Annotated in this window: 16 protein-coding genes and 1 pseudogene; 12 read left to right on the top strand and 5 right to left on the bottom strand. The window is 64.9% G+C overall.

Features of this window, described 5'->3' with window-relative positions; translation table 11 throughout:
* The first annotated feature begins 2 nt into the window (after positions 1-2).
* Positions 3-1217, top strand: coding sequence for an NAD(P)/FAD-dependent oxidoreductase (locus QM693_RS07085; RefSeq protein WP_283351846.1), 1215 nt, complete (start codon positions 3-5; stop codon positions 1215-1217).
* Here QM693_RS07085 and QM693_RS07090 read toward each other — a convergent pair.
* On the bottom strand, positions 1181-2140 hold the full coding sequence (locus tag QM693_RS07090) for a LysR family transcriptional regulator (protein WP_095869829.1): 960 nt from the start codon (positions 2138-2140) through the stop codon (positions 1181-1183). The genes QM693_RS07085 and QM693_RS07090 overlap by 37 nt on opposite strands.
* A gap of 115 nt (positions 2141-2255) precedes the next feature.
* Between QM693_RS07090 and QM693_RS07095 the strand changes: the two genes are divergently transcribed.
* From QM693_RS07095 to QM693_RS07145, 11 genes and pseudogenes are all read left to right on the top strand, one after another.
* Positions 2256-3464 (top strand): FAD-dependent oxidoreductase, encoded by a 1209-nt coding sequence (locus QM693_RS07095; protein ID WP_095869830.1) that lies wholly within the window; start codon positions 2256-2258, stop codon positions 3462-3464.
* A gap of 43 nt (positions 3465-3507) precedes the next feature.
* Positions 3508-4671, top strand: a complete 1164-nt coding sequence (locus QM693_RS07100) for a CaiB/BaiF CoA transferase family protein (RefSeq protein ID WP_283335078.1) — start codon at positions 3508-3510, stop codon at positions 4669-4671.
* Between the two features lie 2 nt (positions 4672-4673).
* Entirely contained in the window at positions 4674-5528 is an 855-nt protein-coding gene (locus QM693_RS07105) for an HpcH/HpaI aldolase/citrate lyase family protein (protein ID WP_241031741.1), read from the top strand.
* 414 nt (positions 5529-5942) lie between these two features.
* Positions 5943-7418 (top strand): annotated as a pseudogene (locus tag QM693_RS07110) (aldehyde dehydrogenase); the annotation flags it as partial.
* On the top strand, positions 7410-7835 hold the full coding sequence (locus tag QM693_RS07115; RefSeq protein WP_240960383.1) for a nuclear transport factor 2 family protein: 426 nt from the start codon (positions 7410-7412) through the stop codon (positions 7833-7835). The pseudogene QM693_RS07110 and the gene QM693_RS07115, both read left to right, overlap by 9 nt.
* A gap of 67 nt (positions 7836-7902) precedes the next feature.
* Positions 7903-8922: a fumarylacetoacetate hydrolase family protein gene (locus tag QM693_RS07120; RefSeq protein WP_095869833.1), complete on the top strand. Its 1020-nt coding sequence runs from the start codon at positions 7903-7905 to the stop codon at positions 8920-8922.
* A gap of 2 nt (positions 8923-8924) precedes the next feature.
* Entirely contained in the window at positions 8925-10130 is a 1206-nt protein-coding gene (locus QM693_RS07125) for a VOC family protein (RefSeq protein WP_095869834.1), read from the top strand.
* Positions 10131-10181: 51 nt separating this feature from the next.
* Positions 10182-10979, top strand: coding sequence for an SDR family NAD(P)-dependent oxidoreductase (locus QM693_RS07130; RefSeq protein ID WP_283351847.1), 798 nt, complete (start codon positions 10182-10184; stop codon positions 10977-10979).
* Positions 10976-11695, top strand: a complete 720-nt coding sequence (locus tag QM693_RS07135; protein WP_206031601.1) for an alpha/beta fold hydrolase — start codon at positions 10976-10978, stop codon at positions 11693-11695. Before QM693_RS07130 ends, QM693_RS07135 begins: the two co-directional genes overlap by 4 nt.
* A complete protein-coding gene (locus tag QM693_RS07140) occupies positions 11692-12765 on the top strand; it encodes a maleylacetate reductase (RefSeq protein ID WP_095869836.1) in 1074 nt (357 codons plus the stop codon). The genes QM693_RS07135 and QM693_RS07140 overlap by 4 nt, the downstream gene beginning before the upstream one ends.
* Positions 12762-13685: a hydroxyquinol 1,2-dioxygenase gene (locus tag QM693_RS07145; protein ID WP_167114301.1), complete on the top strand. Its 924-nt coding sequence runs from the start codon at positions 12762-12764 to the stop codon at positions 13683-13685. The genes QM693_RS07140 and QM693_RS07145 overlap by 4 nt, the downstream gene beginning before the upstream one ends.
* Positions 13686-13694: 9 nt before the next feature.
* Here QM693_RS07145 and QM693_RS07150 read toward each other — a convergent pair whose 3' ends face one another.
* From QM693_RS07150 to QM693_RS07165, 4 genes are all read right to left on the bottom strand, one after another.
* On the bottom strand, positions 13695-14597 hold the full coding sequence (locus QM693_RS07150; RefSeq protein ID WP_095869838.1) for a LysR family transcriptional regulator: 903 nt from the start codon (positions 14595-14597) through the stop codon (positions 13695-13697).
* 91 nt (positions 14598-14688) lie between these two features.
* Positions 14689-15252 (bottom strand): hypothetical protein, encoded by a 564-nt coding sequence (locus QM693_RS07155; protein ID WP_283351848.1) that lies wholly within the window; start codon positions 15250-15252, stop codon positions 14689-14691.
* Between the two features lie 86 nt (positions 15253-15338).
* Complete coding sequence (locus QM693_RS07160) at positions 15339-16304, bottom strand: LysR family transcriptional regulator (protein ID WP_283351849.1); 966 nt, start codon at positions 16302-16304, stop codon at positions 15339-15341.
* A 226-nt stretch (positions 16305-16530) separates the two neighbouring features.
* Positions 16531-18849 carry an ATP-binding protein gene (locus tag QM693_RS07165; RefSeq protein WP_283351850.1) on the bottom strand — a complete coding sequence of 773 codons (2319 nt, stop codon included), beginning with the start codon at positions 18847-18849 and terminating at the stop codon, positions 16531-16533.
* Position 18850: the final 1 nt, after the last annotated feature.

Here is an 18850-nt window from a genome sequence, read left to right on the forward strand (position 1 = left end):
CTATGTCCACCACAACGGACGTCCTCATCGTCGGAGGATCGGTCGCCGCTATCCGCGCGGCCGAGACCGTTACCCGGCATGCGCCCGACCTCGGCGTCACCATCGTCAGCGACGAAGCGCATCCCCCATACGAGCGTCCTCCGCTCTCGAAGATCGGGCTCGGCGACGACCTGGATCTCGCGGCGTTGACGTATCCGTCCGTGGCGGATCTGCGCGCACGGGGGGTCGAGTTCGCTCTGAACACCCGTGCCACCGCACTGGACGTGGCGGGTCGCCGCGTCGTCACGTCGAACGGCGAGGTCGAGTATGGAGCCGTCGTCATCACCACCGGGTGCGATCCCATCTTCCCGGAGATGTTCCGCGGGCTGCCGGACGTGTTCGCGCTCAGGCAATTCCAGGATGCACAAGCTTTGCGTGCCGCGGTGTCCGATCACACCAAGTCAGTCGCTGTGATCGGAGCCGGATTCATCGGCGGCGAGTTCGCGGCGACGTTGGTCAAGGACGGCCGCGATGTCACGATCGTCGACCTCGCGGAGAAACCCCTCGGGCGCTTCGGCGACCAGGTTGCGGCGGCTTATGCAGCCCTGCACCGTGAGTCGGGAGTGACACTGCGCCTAGGTGACGCGGTCGTCGGCGTCGAGGACAGTTCGGATGGCCGCGTGCTCCGTCTCGCCGGGGGTGACACCGTACCCGCGGACGTCATCCTCGTCGGTATCGGCGTGCGCCCGTCGACCGAATGGCTGGAGAATTCCGGAATAACCCTGAACAACGGTGTGGAGTGCGACGCGCACTTGCGCGCAGCGGATCGTGTGTACGCGGCCGGTGACCTCGTGCGCTGGCCGAACGGTCGGTTCGGTACCTCGATGCGCGTCGAGCACTGGACCAACGCTGCGGAGCAGGGGCGTGTCGCGGGAACGAATGCTGCCAATACGGTGTCCGGGCTGCCGCCCGTGGAATGCGTCACCGTTCCGTACTTCTGGTCGGATCAACACGGTGTCCGCATCCAGTTCTCAGGGTTTCTGACCGGTGCCGAGGAGATCGTCGAGAGTAAGGAACCGGGCGGTTCGCTGTTCGTGTACAAGCTCGGCGACACCGTGACCGGAGTGTTGGCATTCGAACGTCGCGCGGAATTCGTCAGGATTCGGGCGATGCTGCGACGCGAAACCCGCTGGGACACAGTTCAGGGAATGCTACCCGTCGGGTCCTCGCTCGTCTGATCCGGGCTGGTGGGGTCGTGGTTATCGAGGTTCCGGATAATGTCGCCGAACCGTTCGGCGACGGGGGTGATGACGCCGTCTCGGCGGCTCACCACGCCGAGCGGAAGGTCCGGCCATCCCTCTTCGACGGCAACTTTCGCCACGCCGGGATGCTGTTCGGCCAGCTCGCGACTCAGAACGGACACCCCGACACCGGCAGTAACGAGACTGGCGGCCGTTTCGACGGTAGGCACGGATATCACCGACGCCGGGCTGCCTCCTGCTGTTGCGAACCGGTCGTCCAGCAGCCGGGACAAGCTCCGTGCGCCCGGTAACCGCGACGGAAGGACCCACCGTTCGTGTCGGAGGTCGGACAGGTGCACTCGGTCCTGCGTCGCGAGCCACGATGAGCGCGGCACGACGAGAGTCAGCGACGAGTGGGCGATGATCGTCATGGAGAACGCGACATCGTTGATCGTCGGCAGCGGCTCCTCGGCGAGAACGGGCACGACAGCGAGGTCGAGATACCCGGTAGCCAGGTTCTCCAGCAGCACTTGGGGATTGGCATCGGTGAGCTCCAGTGTGATGCGCGGGTGTTCGGCGAGGAAGACCGCAACTGCGGCACTGACGACCCGCCACATCCCGATCGGCTCCGCGCCGATCCGAAGATCGCCCTCGAGGCCCTGCCCCATTGACCGAAGCGCGGAGGTGATTCTCTGTTCTTCGGCGACGAGCCGCCGGCCGGCGCTTTGCAGATAGCGGCCCGCATCGGTCAGGGCGATACCGCGAGGGTGCCGGTCCAGCAGGCGAACGTCGAGCTCGGCCTCCAGCTTCGTCATCGCGCTGCTGAGAGGCGGTTGCGAGAGGTGCAGAATGCGCGCCGCCTCGGTGATGGACCCCGCATCCGCGACGGCCAGAAAGTATTTGACGCTCCGGATGTCCATGCGCCAAGTGTATGGCAACGGTGCTGCAATGGTATTGGCCTTACGGGGCCGAGTAAAGGATCGTGAACATCGGAGCGACAGCCCAGAGTTGTCGTGAACGCAGTACGGAGGAATCGTGCAAGAAGACCAGCAGGTAACAATCGTCGGAGCCGGGCCGACCGGTTTGCTGACCGCGCTGGGTTTGGCCCAGCACGGAATCAGTGTATCGGTGGTCGAGCGTGCGCCCGCGTTGCAGGACACACCGCGAGCGATCGTCTACCACTGGTCGACGCTGGACGGTCTGTCACGGCTCGGCCTGTTGGAGAAGGCATGTGGGGCGGGCTTCCTCAAGCAGGACTATGCATATCGGGTTCGAGACACCGGGGAGATCATCTCCTACGGGCTTGCTGCCCTGAACGGCAAGGTCGAACGACCGTACAACCTGCATCTGGGGCAGGGTGCGCTCGCCAAAGTCATCCTCGAGGAGCTCGACACGTTCGCCAACGCGCGGGTGCTGTGGGACCACGAGGTCACCGGCATCGATCAGGACGAGTCGGGCGTGACCGTCTCCGTGCGCGGCGTGGACGGCGACACGGTTCTCCGGTCGCAGTGGCTGGTCGGAGCGGACGGTGCGAGCTCGGCCGTTCGACGCACGTTAGACCTGGGCTTCGAAGGTATGACGTGGCCGGAGCGCTTCGTGGCGACGAACGTCCGCTTCCCGGACGACCGCGACGGCTGGGCCCAGTCGACGTTCTACGTCGACGATGTCTACGGGGCAATCATCGCGAAGATCGACGAGTCCGGCGATCACGGGATGTGGCGCTACACCTATATGGAGGATGCCTCGCTTCCGGCCGATTCCATCGACGAACGCATGCCGCGGTTCCTGTCCGCCGTGTTCGGACCCGAAGTGGCCGCCCGGACCGAGGTGGTCGCGGCATCGCCGTATCGGATGCACCAGCGTTCCGCGTCGTCGTTTCGAGCCGGCAGGGTGCTTCTTGCCGGCGACGCCGCGCATGCGACCAATCCCACAGGCGGACTGGGGCTGACCATGGGCTTGTTCGATTCCTACGCGCTCATCGAGGGCCTCGGGGCAGTGGCGCAGCACCGCGCCGACGACGAGGTGTTGACCGCGTACGCGGACCAGCGTCGGGCCGCGTTCGTGGACAAGGCGAGTCCGCGCGCATCGTCGAACAAGAAGCTGCTCTTCCACTCGTCGGATCCCGTCACGCGCGACCAGGACCTCGAGATGTTCCGGCGCATGTCTCGCGACCCAGAATTCGCCGCAGAAGTTCTGTACTTCACCAAGACCCTCGAAAGTCCGTCTCTGCTCTCGTCCGTGTAGGACGCGCCGCCTCGGACGCCACTCGAAACGAAAGAACTGCAACATGAATCCTCTTGATGGACTCACGATCGTGTCGTTGGAGCAGGCCGTCGCCGCTCCCTTCGCCACACGACAATTGGCCGACCTCGGCGCGCGCGTCATCAAAATCGAACGACCGGTCGTCGGTGATTTCGCGCGAGGCTACGACGAGACCGTCAACGGCCTCGCCAGTCATTTCGTGTGGTTGAACCGGTCCAAAGAGTCCGTGGCCCTGGATCTGAAGAGTGCGGAGGGCCGAGAAGCGGTGCAGGCTTTGGTCGACCGGGCCGACGTTCTTGTTCAGAACCTCGCCCCCGGGGCGGCGGATCGGCTGGGGTTGGGCGCCGAGGAGCTCCGTGCTCGGAATCCGCGGTTGATCCACGTGTCCATTTCGGGTTACGGAACGGGTGGGCCGTACTCGTCGAAGAAGGCGTACGACCTGCTCGTCCAGTGCGAAGCTGGCCTGGTATCCATCACCGGTACCGAGGACGAACCGTCCAAGGTCGGTATCTCCATCGCCGACATCGCGTCGGGAATGTACGCGTATTCGGGTGTGCTCACCGCCGTGATTAAACGGGAGCGCACCGGCGAGGGCGCCACGATCGAGGTGTCGATGCTCGAAGCGTTGTCGGAGTGGATGGGCTTTCCGCTGAACTACGCGATATACGGGGGCGCGTCCCCCTCCCGCACCGGAGCCCGGCACGCGGCGATTGCTCCATACGGTCCCTTCACGTGCGGCGACGGCAACCAGGTCTTCCTCGGCATCCAGAACGAACGGGAATGGGCGACGTTCTGCACCTTCCTCGGATCGCCGGAGCTGGCGCGAGACGAGCGCTTCGTGCGCAACTCCCTGCGTGTCGAGCACAACGCGGAGTTGCGCGCCGTTATCGAGGGGGTCTTCCAAGCCTTCACGGCCGAGCGGGTGGCCGAGCTACTGGAAGTGTCGGGTATCGCCAACGCTCTGCTGCGCACCATGGACGGTCTCGCGGAGCATCCGCAGCTCGAAGCGCGGGGCAGGTGGCGCACCTACCAGTCGCCGGTCGGGGAGTTGCGCGCCCTGATTCCACCCGTCACCATGTCCGATTCGACCCCCGTCATGGGTCCGATCCCGGACGTTGGGCAGCACACCGAGGCGATTCTGGCGGAGTTCGGGATCGCACCCGAATCCACGGTTCCGGCGGGGTTCTGACCGTGTCGACAAGTGTCTCCGCGCTCGCGGAGACCACGGCGCGAGTGCAGGAGGCCACGACGTTTCTGTTCGTTCCCGGGAACCGCAGCGACCGGTTCGACAAGGCGCTCGCCACCGGGGCGGACGTCATAGTCCTCGATCTCGAGGACTCGGTGGCACGAGGAGACAAGGCCACAGCGCGAACCGAGGTCGTGCGGTGGTTGTCCGAGGGCGGACGCGCATGCGTGCGCGTGAACTCGGTGGGCGACCCCGAGCACATCGGCGACGTGGATGCACTGTCGGATCTGCCGGGACTCACCGCTGTCATGGTCCCCAAGGCGGACGATTCCGTCCGGTATCTCGATCTCCGCCAGCGACTCCGGTGCCCCGTCATCGCGCTGATCGAATCCGCGGTCGGTGTGGACCGGTCGGGAGTGATTGCCGCCGACCCGGGCGTTGCACGGCTGGCGTTCGGCCATCTGGACTACGCCGTGGATCTCGGCGCGGAACCAACGCGTATCGCGATGCTCCACGCTCGGTCACAGCTGGTGCTCGCGTCACGAGTGGCGAACAAGCCGGGACCGGTGGACGGGGTGACGACGGCACTGAACGACGGTGCGGTTCTCGCCGACGACGTCCGCTATGCCATCGAACTGGGCATGGCCGGCAAGCTGCTGATCCACCCGTCGCAAGTAGAGCCGAGCCGTACGGCTTTCCACCCCAGCGACATCGCCGTCGCTCACGCACGGAAGATCGTCGACGCCGCTGCGTCGGGTGCGGCGGTGCGTGTGGACGGCTTCATGGTCGACGCGCCGGTGTTGGCCCGCGCCCACGCGGTTCTGCGCGCTGCGGGCGCCCCGACCCCCCACGTCGACTGAGACGATGCTGGTCGGTACGACGCCGGTCAGTACGACATAGACAGGATTTGGTCGCGGTCGTACCGGAGATGCGGATGCTGCTCGCGCAGATGGTGCTGAACCTCGTCGACCAGAAGGTCGTCGGTGCGCCCTTCCATGAGCTCCCCGCACGGACATTGCACGTAGCGTCTTCTCTCACCCGTCATGTCTCGACAATAACCGGCGGTCAGGTCTCGGTGTGTCCTCCCATATCGCTCAACCAGCGACAATGCGTCCAGAGTATGAGGACGGGGAACATCCTGGCATTGCGATGACGGGCACGTCAGCACAGGATCGACAGTGATCGGGATCTCGCCGGTGCAGGCGACAAGCCGGCCGTATGCGCCCGCCGACACCGAAGTTCGGGATCACGCGACCTCGCAGCAAGGAGAACTTATGTCCGTCACCGTCGACCGGCCGAGCAGCCTCGACCGCACCCGCTTCTTCATCGACGGCACCTGGATCGACCCGGTGCGCACAGAACTCCGGGACCAGATCGAGGCTGCCACCGGCGAGCGCATCGGGGTGGCCGCGCTCGGGAGCGAGGCCGACATCGACGCAGCCGTTCGCGCCGCCCGTCGGGCCCTGGACGAGGGCCCATGGGGCCGAACCACGGCTGCCGAGCGCGCCACCGTGCTTCGTGCTTTCGCTGACGCCCTCGACGCCCGAGCGGTTGACACGGCAACGCTCGTCAGCCGCGAAAACGGGATGATTCTCGGGCTGTCGCAGGCACTGAACGGCGGAGCCCCGGGGGCTCTGCTGCGCATGTACGCGGACATCGTCGAGAACCTGCCGCTCGAATCGGTCCGCCCGAGCCAGGCGGGATCGACCATCGTCCGCCGCGTGCCAGTGGGCGTCGTCGGTGCGATCGCTCCGTGGAACTTCCCGCAGGCCCTGGCGATGTTCAAGATTGCGCCGGCGCTGGCCGCCGGGTGCACCGTTGTTCTCAAACCGTCCCCCGAGACTGCGCTGGACTCATATGTATTCGCCGATGCAGCGCAGGAGGCGGGCCTGCCGCCCGGTGTCCTCAACATCGTCCTCGGCGACCGCGACGCCGGCGCGGCGCTCGTCTCACACCCTCTGGTCGACAAAATCGCGTTCACCGGCTCGACCGAAGCAGGGCGCATCATCGGTCAGGAGTGCGGTCGGCTGCTTCGCCGTTCCACTCTGGAACTGGGCGGAAAGTCCGCGGCCATCGTCCTCGAGGACGCCAACCTCGAGACCTTCCTCGCGGGCTTGGACAACGCATCGTTCCTGAACAACAGCCAGACCTGCACGACGCAGTCACGCATCCTCATCGCACGCTCGCGCTACGACGAAGTGGTGGATGCCGTCGCGAACTTCGCCGACTCGTACACACTGGGCGACCCGCTGGACCCGTCGGTAACCATGGGACCCATGGCGACCCCCACCCACCGAGACAAGGTGCTCGGCTACATAGACATCGCGAAGAACTCGAACGCACGCCTGGTGACGGGCGGTGGTCGGCCCGACGGTCTCGATCAAGGATGGTTCGTCCAGCCCACGGTATTCGCCGATGTCGACAACTCCGACCGTCTGGCGCGCGAAGAGGTATTCGGTCCGGTCATGGCTCTGATCCCGTTCGAAGGAGACGACGAAGCGGTCCGAATGGCGAATGACAGCAACTACGGCCTCGGTGGATCCGTATGGAGCGTTGACGAGGATCGCGCCCTCGGAGTGGCTCGTCAGGTCCGCACGGGCACGATCGGCCTGAACTACTACACCCTTGATCTCGGCGCACCCTTCGGAGGATTCAAGGACTCCGGCCTCGGACGAGAACTCGGCCCCGAGGGCCTCGATCCCTACCTCGAGTACCAGTCCGTGTACGCCTCGACGCGGTACCTGGAGTCGACCACGTCGGCCGGAGCTGCCCGGAACGCAACGGCATCCAGCCCCGCCGAGGTCGTCGCCGCGTACTTCGCCGGTGTCGCCGCCGGCGACGCCGCCGCGGTGGCGGACCTGTTCGCCCCGGATGCCCTGTTGCATAACGCAGCGGGCACCCTCTCCGGCGCGGAAGCTATCGGACGCATGTACGAAGGTGGCTTGAAGGCAGGGAAGATGATCCCCTCGCCCAGGACACCCGTCGTCGACGGGGAGAACGTGTCAGTGGAGATCGACCTGAACGCCAACGGCTCGCAGATCGTACTGGGAGATTTCTTCACCGTTCGAGACGGCAAGATCACTCGGCTCGCGATCTACAGTCTGACCCCGGACGGCGGGCGCCTGCTCAACGACGTGGGTGTCGATCCGTCCAGCCGCACGCCGTAATCGGTGGCAGTGACCCCGGGTCTGTCAGCACCACCACACCAAGCATCAAACGATCACAGGGAGCATAATGAAGATCGCAGTCTTCGGTCCGAATCGACGAGTCGGCGTTGTCGTGGGCGATGACGTCGTCGACGTCAACGGTGCGTACGCCAAATATCTGACCGAGCGCACGGACAGCGTGCGTCCGGCGGCGCGAGCGGCGCACGAGGTGCCAGCCGAGCTGAATTCCTTCATCGAGCAGGGGGACGACGCACTCGCCGGTGCAAACACGGCGCTCGACTTCCTGTCGGAGGACAGCGACAAGACGGGCGTCGACGGCGAACAGCTCGTGTTCCCCCTGAACGCAGTCACGCTGCACGCGCCGATCGAAGGGCAGTCGCGAATCTTCGCCGCACTGGCCAACTTCGCCGACCACATGCAGGCCGCTGCCGACAACACCTCTAACGGGAGTGACAAGGCAACCCTCGACCGGCTGGTGTCCGGTGGTCCGAAGTACTTCATCAAGGACCCGCGAGTCGTCTCGGCCGACGGTGACGACCTGGCCTACCCGCGCCGGACCAACCTGCTCGACTACGAGGCGGAAGTGGCCGTCGTGATCGGTAAGCGTGCCAAGGACATCGCGGCCAACGACTTCGGTTCGTACATCTGGGGTTACACGCTGGTCAACGACTGGTCCATCAGGGATAACGTCTCGTTCGGACCGGACTTCCAGTACTCGAAGAACTTCGATGGCGCCGCAACGGTTGGTCCCTGGATCGTCGTCGACGAGAGCCTGGATCCGCAGGACATCCCGGTGGAAGCACGCATCAACGGCGAGGTTCGGCAGAGCGGGAACACCAAGTCGATGATCCATAGCTTCGCGTCGCTCGGGGAGTACCTGTCCAGGGATTCGACGCTGTTCCCCGGGGATCTGATCAGTGGGGGGACGCCCAAGGGGACGGCCGTCGATTCCAGCACCCGCGACGCCGAGGGAAAGTTCGCGGACGATTCGCTCTTCCTGAACCCGGGTGATGTTGTGGAGGTCAGCTCCACCGCACTGGGCTCCATCACCAACACGATCTCCGGATCGCGCGGCGGGAAGAAGTAGTCATGGCCGCGAAGAAATACTCGGTCGGTGGTGTCTCGTACGACCGACCATTCAAAATTCGTCGTCTCAACCATTTCGGCATCAGCGTCACTGACACCGGAACAGCCGTCGGCTTCTACCGTGATGTCCTCGGCTTCGTGGTCGCAGACATGCTCGATCTGCAGAAGTACGATCCCGGTGTGTGGTTGGACGGCCTGTCCGACACCAAGATCTACTTCCTGCGGCACAACAGCGACCACCACACCCTGGTGCTCATGCCCCGTTCGTGGGTGGACAAGAACGACAACCCTGCTCGGGACGACATCACGGTCAACCAGATCACCTGGCAGGCAGGATCGTTGCGTGAGGTGGTGCAGGCTAGGTTGTGGCTCGAGGAGCAGGGCTCCACGATCGAGCGGTACGGCCGCGACCCCGGTTCCAACTGGCACACCTACTTCCCAGACCCCACCGGTCACACCAACGAACTCGAGTACGGCATCGAGCAGGTGGGCTGGGACGGCGTCAGCAAGCCGGAAGTGATGTGGCCCTGGGCCAACGAACATCCCGCGCTTCCCACGAAGTCGGAGGCGAGCGAGCTCGAGGAAGCCGAGGAAAAGGGCATCGACCTCACCTCGGGGCACCGCTGGATCGACACGCTACCCAAGACCTACGACGTCGGCGGAGTGTTGCTCGCCCGTCCCTTCAAACCGGTCCGCATCGGTCCGGTCAGCATCTTCGTTGCCGATCTCGATGCGGCGGAACACTTCTATACCGAAACGCTCGGACTGGTGAAGAGCGAGGAGTCGACCGTCGAGGGTCACCGCGTGCTCTTTCTGCGCGCCAACACCGAACACCACAGCATCGCACTCTTCCCGCTCGAGGTCCGGAGTGCACTGGGATTGAGCGACAACACGACCCTGCTGTCCTTCGGCGTCCAGCTCGGTTCCTACGAGCAGTTGCGGGACGCGAAGACCTTCCTCGAAGAACGCGGCGTCAAGCTGATCGATCTGCCGCAGGAGATTCACCCGGGCATCGACTACGCCATCCACGCGGTCGCGCCGGACGGTCACGTGATGCAGCTCTACTACTACATGGAGCAGGTCGGGTGGGACGGCACAGTGCGCTCACCTGAGAGCCGACGCCGCGTCGAACCCGGAGTCTGGCCCGAGACGCTCGAACCCATGTCCGATACCTATGGCGGCGAAACGTTCTGGGGTCCGCTCGGGTGACCACGCATCCGACCATCACCATTCATCGTCATCACGAAGTGAGGAAAGTACGTGCCTGAGCACAACGCTGAGAGGCGAGTCGCGGCGGTCACCGGTGCAGCGCAGGGACTCGGCGCCGAAATCGCGCAGCAAATCGCCGAAGACGGATTCTCCGTCGTCCTCCTGGACATCCAGGAGGACGGGCTCGAGACATCGAAGAAGCAGATCGAGACCATCGTGTCCGGCGTCGAGGTGCTCACGCTAGCGGTCGATCTAACCGACGAGGTAGCCGTCGTCGCTGCGTTCGAGAAGATCGACCAGCGGTTCGACCGTCTCGACGCACTGGTCAACACCGCCGGAGGCAGCGGAACGGATCCGGTGCGCTCGCTCGACGACCTCGGCGCCGACGTCTGGCGGCGGGTGCTCGACAACAACGTAACCAGCGCCTTCCTCTGCAGCCGACAGGCAGTGCCACTCATGCTGCGACACGGCTACGGCCGGATCGTGAACTTCTCGTCCGCGGTCGCCAACGGCCTGGCAGGTCCCTCGGGCACCGTAGGTGCCCGGCTGCCGTACGCCGCATCGAAGGCTGCGATCAACGGCTTCACGAAGCAGCTGGCTAAAGACCTCGGCGCAACGGGCATCACCGTGAACGCGGTCTCGCCCGGTCTGGTTCTACCGACCGCCGGCCGGGTGCGGACCATCTTCGAGGCGCTGTCCGACGAGACGCAGGACGCGACACGCGCAGCTATTCCACTGGGCCGCACAGGAACCGGTACGGAGATCGCGGCCGCAGTCGGATACCTCGTGTCCGAACATGCCGGTTTCACGTCGGGATGCATCCTCGCGGTCGACGGAGCTGCATCATGAGCGACGTGCTCGACGTGCCCCTGGTATTCGTTCCGGCGCTGGGATCGGACGCTCGCTCGTGGCGGCCGGTAGCCGACATCCTCGGCGACAAGGTAACCAGCGTCGTGGTGCGCGGTCACGGCAGTTCGATCGAGTACATGGCCGACCGCGTACTCGAGCAGAGCCCGCAGGAATTCTTCCTCGTGGGAAACTCCATGGGTGGGTACGTCTCACTGGAGATCGCGCTCCGGAGAACGGGTCGCGTGCGAGGCCTGGTACTGCTCAACTCGTCCGCAATCGCTGCCGATTCCGATCGGCGCGCGAATTCCCAGCGCCTCGTCGAGAAAGTTCTAGCAGGGGAATTCGACGAAGCGGTGACAATGATTTCGAGCGCTGTCGCCCCGCAGCGGCCGGACGTCGCCGAAGCCGCGGCCACGATGGCGCGAGATCTCGGTGACGAGGTGTTCATCGCACAGCAGACGGCCGTGTCGAACCGACGCGACCGGCGCTCCGAAATCGCCACGCTCGACGTGCCCACACTCGTGATCGTGGGTGAACACGACGCGATCACCCCGCTCGCGCTCGGTTCCGAAGTCGTCGACTCGGTCCCGCATGCGGAACTGGTCGTCCTCCCCGGGGTCGGCCACCTCTCGACTCTCGAAGCGCCGGACGCCGTGGCTTCGCACCTGCTGTCCTGGCTGTCGCGCCAGGTCACTTCCGCGAGGACGGGGCTGTGATCGAGTTCGACCACACCACACTCGGGCAACGGGTGCTGTTCGCCCGCGGGCAAGCGGTCGACAACATCGTCTCGGCCGTGGGGGACCTGTCCGCGTCGCGCGTGCTGCTCGTCGCTGATTCGTTCGTGACGAGCCTCGCGGACGAGATGGCTCACCGGGTACCGGTCGTGGCTCGGATCGACGATGTCGTCCAGCACGTGCCGGTCGCGAACGGTCGCGCTGCTGTCGACCTCGCGCGTTTAGAGGCTGTCGACGCGGTCGTGTGCATCGGCGGCGGCTCGTCGACGGGGCTCGCCAAGTTCGTTGCCCGCGACACTGGGATCCCGATCGTTGCCGTCCCGACCACGTTCGCCGGCTCCGAAGCCACCGACGTGTGGGGACAGACGGACGGGGATCGCAAGACCACCGGATCCGATCCGAAAGTTCTGCCCCGAGTCGTGGTCTATGACGCGGCTCTCTTCGCCTCGCTGCCCGCCCGACTGGCGGTGGCGTCGGGGCTCAACGCCGTCGCCCATGCGGTGGACGCTTTCTGGGCGCCGCGTGCCGACCCGATCGACACGGCACTTGGCACCGAGGGCCTCCGTGCGCTCGTTCCCGGCTTGCGGGCTATGTCCGAAAACCCTGACAATCTTGACGCGCGAGAGGCCACGCTCTACGGGGCCTACCTCGCGGCCGTGGCGTTCGCCTCGGCGGGCAGCGCGCTGCATCACAAGATCTGCCACGTTCTGGGTGGTGCATTCGGGCTGTCACACGCCGACACGCATGCCGTGGTGCTGCCCTACGTGATGGACTTCAACGGCCCCGCCGCGCCCGATGCAGCGCGCCGAGTGTCGGACGCCCTCGGTGGCTCGTCGGCTGCACGCGGGCTCTACGACCTCCGCCGGGACCTGGGTGTCGTCGACTCTCTCTCACAGTTGGGTATGCCGGAGGACGGCATCGACACCGCCGCCGAGCGCATCATCGCGGCGGTTCCTGCCTCTAACCCGCGCCCGGTCGCGCTGGCCGATCTGCGCACTCTTCTCGCCGCCGCGTGGGCGGGCGACCCGATCGATGAGCAGGAGCGAGTATGACGATCGAGCAGGAGCGAGCGAACGCCGAGCTGAACCCGTCGACCGAGCAGGCCGCGCGTGAGCAGGCCGCGCGTGAGCAGGCACTGGTCGACACCGTCCTCGGCTCGTTCGGCGAATCGCCGAACGCCCGATTGAAAGAAGTCATGAAGGCGGTGGTTCGGCACGTGCATGCCGCAGCCCGCGAGGTCAGGCTCACCGAAGCCGAATGGAACACGATGATCGCGTTCCTCACCGAAACGGGCCAGACGTGTACGGACACCCGGCAGGAGTTCATTCTGCTGTCCGACGTACTCGGACTGTCCATGCAGGTGATCGGAATGAACAATCCATCGGTCGCGAACGCCACCGAGGCGACGGTGTTCGGCCCGTTCTTCGTGGAAGGTTCACCCCGAATCGAACTTGGACAGGACATGTCGTTCGGCGCGAAGGGGGAGCCGTGCTGGGTGACCGGCAGTGTCCGCGACGTTCACGGTAAACCCGTTCCCCGCGCGCGTATCGAGGTGTGGGAGGCGGATGAGGACGGGCAGTACGACGTGCAGTACGGCGACGACCGCGTCGCGGCACGTGCGCACCTTTTCGCCGACGACAGCGGGGAGTTTCGATTCTGGGGTATGACTCCAACTCCCTATCCGATTCCGCACGACGGTCCGGTGGGGCGGATGCTTTCGGCCGTAGGTCGTTCCCCCATGCGCGCGAGTCACCTGCATTTCATGGTGACTGCGCCTGGCTTACGGCGTTTGGTGACTCACATCTTCGTCGACGGTGACGAGATCGGCTGGAAGGATGCCGTGTTCGGCGTGAAGGAGTCGTTGATCAAGGCGTTCGAGCGTCACCCGTCGGGACCCACTCCCGACGGGCGCGTGGTGAACGGCTCGTGGAGCGACGTCACCTTCGACATCGTCCTCGCCCCCGGGACCTGATGGTAAGGGTCACTCGTCCTCTCGGTCGATATCCGAGCTGGCGAAGTGGCCCGTCACGAATTCGAGAAATGCTCTCGCTGGGGTTCCCGTCGGCCCGTAATTCCGGGTGATCGCGCCGTAGAAGCGAAATGCGTTGGCGTCGCTGATCGGAATCGTGACCGTCGGTGACTGCTGATCGGCCTGGGGAACCGGCACGATGGCGATGCCGCGGCCGTGCCGGACCAGTGCGCGCAGCGTGGACAATTCGGTGGCTTCGATACCGATGGTGGGAGTAAGACCGGCTTCGTCGAAGAGGCGGTCGACGACTTGGCGCAGCCCGTAGCTCGGGCCGAGAGCGATCATTGGCCGCCCAGCAATTTCGGCAATGGTGATGGACTCGCGATCGGCGAATTCGTCCCCGGGCGGGACTTCGAGACAGAGAAGTTCTCGGCCCAGCGGCACCCAGGCCAGATCTTCCGCGTTTGGTCGAGGTGCGACGAAGCCGACGTCGATCCGGCCGTTTCGCACGGCATCAACTATGGCGTCCGCGGCGCCTCCCTCGAGTTCGAACGTGGTCAGCGGTGCAACCAGGTGGTATTGGTCCAACAGGGAGGGGACGAGCCAGGATCCGAAGGAATGGAGGAATCCGAGGGACACCACTCCGCGCTCGGGATCCACCAGAGTTCGGATCCGTTCTTCGCCCTGGGTGAGCTCCTGCATTGCTCTGACCGCGTGGGCCCGGTAGATCTCACCGTATTTGTTCAGCCGGATCCGGTTCTGATTCCTGTCGAATAACTTGACGCCCAATTGACGTTCGATTCTCGCCAGTGCACGCGACATAGTCGGCTGGCTGATGTGGAGATGTGTGGCGGCGTTGGTCACGTTCTCGGTTCGCGCCAGGATGACAAACCATTCCAGCTCACGTAGTTCCATGGTTGTAAAGCACTTCCTCTCATAGCGCCAAAGGCGTATCGGTGTCCACGACCCGCAGACGAACCGCGTGTCCACTCGGGTCGGACAGCGCCTACCCCAAGGTGGTTCCGCCCAAGGTCGCAACGAGCGCGCTAGCGGTGTCAAAGTTGACGAAGCCTGCACGGTGAAGTTCCGGAACCGTCACCTGGGCAAGAAGTTCCACGGTGCCGGCGTTCGAGAGAGGGAGAAGCGTGACCCCATCTGCGACTCCCGCTGTGCGGATATCCGCGGCCAAACATGCGAGACCACTCGCTGTTCCCACGAATCGCAAGGTTGTCGGGCCAGAGGGGGTCGCCAATTCGAGTTCTCGAAGTGCCAGCCGCGCCTTCCGCGCAGTCGAAGCGAGCAGAATTTCGACGTCGAGCAGCACGAAGGGCCGATTTGCGGATGCCTGCGCGTGGTCGACCAGCCTCCTTGTGTACGCGTCCGTGGCCAGTTGCAGATCGCGGGCACGGATTCGTTCCGTCCCTTCGTCACCGGGTGGCGCAGTTCGGGGTGAGGCGTCCGGATCGGTCCGGCTGCGTTCGTATCCGACGGCAAAGGCAGGATGATGGCCACCGTCGACGAGATCGAGTGCGACGTGAACGTGCCGCTCGCGGAACGTCGCCGATCCCACGGCGGAGAGGTGCCCTAAGCCGCGCGCCGCGGCGGGGAGTTGCTCCCCGAGCGGTGCCTCATTCGGGCACGACACGTATTCGGTACTCAAGCCGACACCGGCCAGGCGGCAGGTACTGTTGTCGGCAGCGCACGTCTCGGATCTCCTTCGGACGGCGCGCGGTCCGGTCGCGCCGGAAACGGCGAGACACCGGCGACGAATTTCAGGAAACGCCGTGCGGCCTGGCTACTCGGGCCATGCCTGCGGATGACCGCCCCGTAGCACCGGAACGCAGTCGGGTCGCTGAGCGGGACGGTGCCAGTCGCGGACGGGTGTCCCGATGGGGCGGCGGGCACGACCGCCACGCCCAGTCCGGCCGCGACCAGGGCATGCAGTGTGGGGAGTTCGGTGACTTCGAGCTCGATGCGAGGGCCGAACCCCGCGTCCCGGCATAGACGGTCCGTGGCCTGGCGCAAGCCGTGTCCAGCCTTCAGTGCGACCATCGGCTCGCCCGCGACATCGGCGATCGCGATATGGTCATGGCCCTCGAACGCATGGCCCGCGGGAACCCTCAAACACAGGGCCTCATGCCCGAGCGGTATCCACACGAGATCGTCCGCGGCCGGCTCGGGAGCTACGAAGCCGATGTCAATTTTTCCCTGCCGCACGCTGTCTACCACGGAATCGCTAGCGCCCCCGTGTAATTCGAAGGACGGGCTAGACGCGACACCGCGATATCGCTTGAGTAGATCCGGTATCAGCCACCCACCGAAGGAATGCGCAAACCCAAGAGACACCGAGCCTCGATCCGGATCGACCAGGGTGGCGATCCGTTGTTCCGCACGGTCGATCTCATTCAGTGCTCGTAACGCGTGGGCCTGGTAGAGCTTGCCGTATCTGTTCAGTCGCAGCCGGTTCTGGTGGCGGTCGAAAAGCTGCACTCCAAGCTTGCGCTCGATTCGGGCCAACGCCCGCGACAGGGTCGGCTGGCTGATATTCAACCTTATCGAAGCCTCCGTGATGTGCTCGGTTTCGGCCAGCGTTGTGAACCACTGAAGCTCGCGCAATTGCATGGTGAACCTGCCTAGGGGAGAACGCCGTCGCTGGCGGATACCTTCCGGTGGTCCAGCGCTGGGGTTCCAGTCGACAATTAGGACCATCCCTCGCACCTGGGTCCTCGGGATGGGAAGTCCACCTTCCCCCGCGCGGAACGTCCGCGACAGCGTGGGAACACTTAGAAGCTACGTAATTGGGCATCTACGTACCCTGTGACGTGGGACACCGATTCGGGGACGCGCGTCACGCCTTCTTGCCGAGGGCGGCGGCTGCCCACAGACCGGCCTCAGTGCGTGATTTGACGCTAAGCTTCGCCAAAATGTGCTCGACATGAACCTCGACTGTGCGCGGAGAGAGCACCAGCTTGCCGGCTATGGCACGATTGCTGAGACCCTCCGCCAACAGCGCCGCTACCTCCGTTTCCCGCGGCGTCAGCAAGCCGGCCGCAGCCACCGTGTCCGTCGGGTCCGATGGGACGGCGGCGACCGACCCTAGCGCCAAGCGCATCCGCTGGCCGCGGTCCAGTCGCCGGCCGATGTCGTGATGGCGGGCGAACAGGTCGTCCCCGAGCCGATCCTGGACGGCGGATTTGATCGCCTGATAGCGCGAGCCCAGCATGCCCGGTACTTCAGTATCGACAATGGCCAGCAGTTCAGCGACGACCCCCAACAGCTTCGCCGCCTTCTTGGGGTCGCCGTCGTCCAGCGCGATGCCTGCCATCAGATCGAGGACGACTGCACTGCCGAAGTCATCGTGATAGTCCCATCGCAATGTGAGGCTCTGCTCGGCGTACTCCTCGGCGACATCGAGGTCCTGACGCGTCCACGCGTCGAATCCCAACATCCACAGCGAATAGGAGCGGCCCCACGTATCGCCCAGACGTTCGCTTCGTTCGACGGCTTCCCGGCCGGCGTCGGTGGCACCTACATGATCTCCGGATATGCTCCTGACGAATCCGAGTAGGAACAAGGTCATCAGCAGACCCTCGGCATCCGCGTGCTCGAGGTGGGCGGTGTAGGCCATTTCCAGAGATGAGCGGCTAACCTCGAAATCTCCGGTGATCAACGCGGCCAATCCTGTCCACGTCGCGGCGCGCGCTGCAATGCGCGGATCACCGATCTTCCGGGCGATCGTTTCCGCTTCGTCAAGAAGCTCCCGGGCAGTATGCGTTTCGCCGTGCAGCGCCTCAATCCACCCCGCTGCCCACAGGGCATTGCCACGCTCGGCGCAGACGGTCATATCGTTGGCAAGAGCACGCTCCAGCCAGCGGCGACCCTCACGGAGATGGCCATTCATCCAGAAGAAGCGGAGGTCCGCGGCGAGCTCCAAGGCGCCATGAGAGCCGGGAGCCGCGTGGAGGAGATGGTCAAAGGCTAGCTCGAGGTCGGTGAGGTCAGACTCCCACCGCTGGACCATACCGGGTTGGCGCGGGCCGAAGAAGTTCTCGGCGGCTCTGGTCGCCCACGTTCGGTAATACTCCGTGTGGGCACGCCGGACGCGACCGTAGTCTTCGCCGGTCCCGGCTTGAGCCCGCCCGAACTCGCGCAGGGTTTCCAAGAACCGATAGCGCATGTCGCCGTGTGTCGTCTCGGTGAGGACGATCGACTTGGATACCAAGCCATCGAGCGCGTCGAGCAGTTTGGTTCCTTGCAGTGGTGGGAGCCCGCACACGGCGCGGATCGTGGGAAGATCGACGCTGCCGCTGAACACGGCCATTCTCTCCCAGAGCAGCTGTTCGGTGGAGGAGCATAGGTCATAGCTCCACCGCACCAGGGCATCCAAAGACCGGTGGTGCGGCGCGGCGGTGGGGTCACCCGAGGTCAACAGTGCGAATCGGTCGTCGATGTGAGTCAGCAGCTCGTGCACCGACAGCGATCGCAGCCGCATGGCAGCGAGCTCGATAGCCAGCGGCATTCCGTCCAGATAGGTGCACAGCTGTGCGATCTCCGCCGCAGTGCGGTCGGTGATCTCGAATTGATCGTTGACCGCCTTGGCCCGGGCTTTCAGCATGGCCGCGGCCGGATACTCGCAAAGTTCGTCGGCGGTGAGGACGCGATGATTCGGGGGGATTTCCAGCGGGCGAACGGCGACTACACGCTCGCCTCGGATTCCTAATGGCTCTCTGCTGGTAGCCAATACTCGCAGCTCGGTGGAGGCGGCGAGGAGCGCGGACACCAATCGCCGGCATCCGGGAAGGACGTGCTCGCAATTGTCCAGTATCAACAGCATTGAGCGATCGGCCACATGCCGCCGGAGCTGTTCTTCGGCATCCACGCTGGCCGGTGCGCTCAGGCCGATTTGTGTCACCACGGCTTCGGCGACAGTGTCTGAACTGCGTTGCGCGCCCAGCTCGACGAACCATACGCCGTCTCGGAAGGCCCGGTCGAGCTTGGCGGACAACGCCTCAGACAGTGCGGTCTTGCCCACGCCACCGGGTCCGGTGAGTGTCACGAGGCGGGTAGCGGTAAACAGTTCACGTGCGCTCGCCAGCTCGCGCTGGCGCCCGAACAATTCCGCCGCTGGTGGCGTCAGTGCTCGAGCCCGCGAGACTTGCCTACCCATC

It is taken from the genome of Rhodococcus sp. IEGM 1305 (assembly GCF_030058635.1).
Lineage (GTDB): Bacteria > Actinomycetota > Actinomycetes > Mycobacteriales > Mycobacteriaceae > Rhodococcus_F > Rhodococcus_F opacus_D.

Bases quoted from the DNA above. Each gene is read 5' to 3' on its own strand.
- QM693_RS07085 (WP_283351846.1), top strand. From the start codon at position 3: ATGTCCACCACAACGGACGTCCTCATCGTCGGAGGATCGGTCGCCGCT.
- QM693_RS07090 (WP_095869829.1), bottom strand. From the start codon at position 2,140: ATGGACATCCGGAGCGTCAAATACTTTCTGGCCGTCGCGGATGCGGGG.
- QM693_RS07100 (WP_283335078.1), top strand. From the start codon at position 3,508: ATGAATCCTCTTGATGGACTCACGATCGTGTCGTTGGAGCAGGCCGTC.
- QM693_RS07120 (WP_095869833.1), top strand. From the start codon at position 7,903: ATGAAGATCGCAGTCTTCGGTCCGAATCGACGAGTCGGCGTTGTCGTG.
- QM693_RS07125 (WP_095869834.1), top strand. From the start codon at position 8,925: ATGGCCGCGAAGAAATACTCGGTCGGTGGTGTCTCGTACGACCGACCA.
- QM693_RS07135 (WP_206031601.1), top strand. From the start codon at position 10,976: ATGAGCGACGTGCTCGACGTGCCCCTGGTATTCGTTCCGGCGCTGGGA.
- QM693_RS07145 (WP_167114301.1), top strand. From the start codon at position 12,762: ATGACGATCGAGCAGGAGCGAGCGAACGCCGAGCTGAACCCGTCGACC.
- QM693_RS07150 (WP_095869838.1), bottom strand. From the start codon at position 14,597: ATGGAACTACGTGAGCTGGAATGGTTTGTCATCCTGGCGCGAACCGAG.
- QM693_RS07160 (WP_283351849.1), bottom strand. From the start codon at position 16,304: ATGCAATTGCGCGAGCTTCAGTGGTTCACAACGCTGGCCGAAACCGAG.
- QM693_RS07165 (WP_283351850.1), bottom strand. From the start codon at position 18,849: ATGGGTAGGCAAGTCTCGCGGGCTCGAGCACTGACGCCACCAGCGGCG.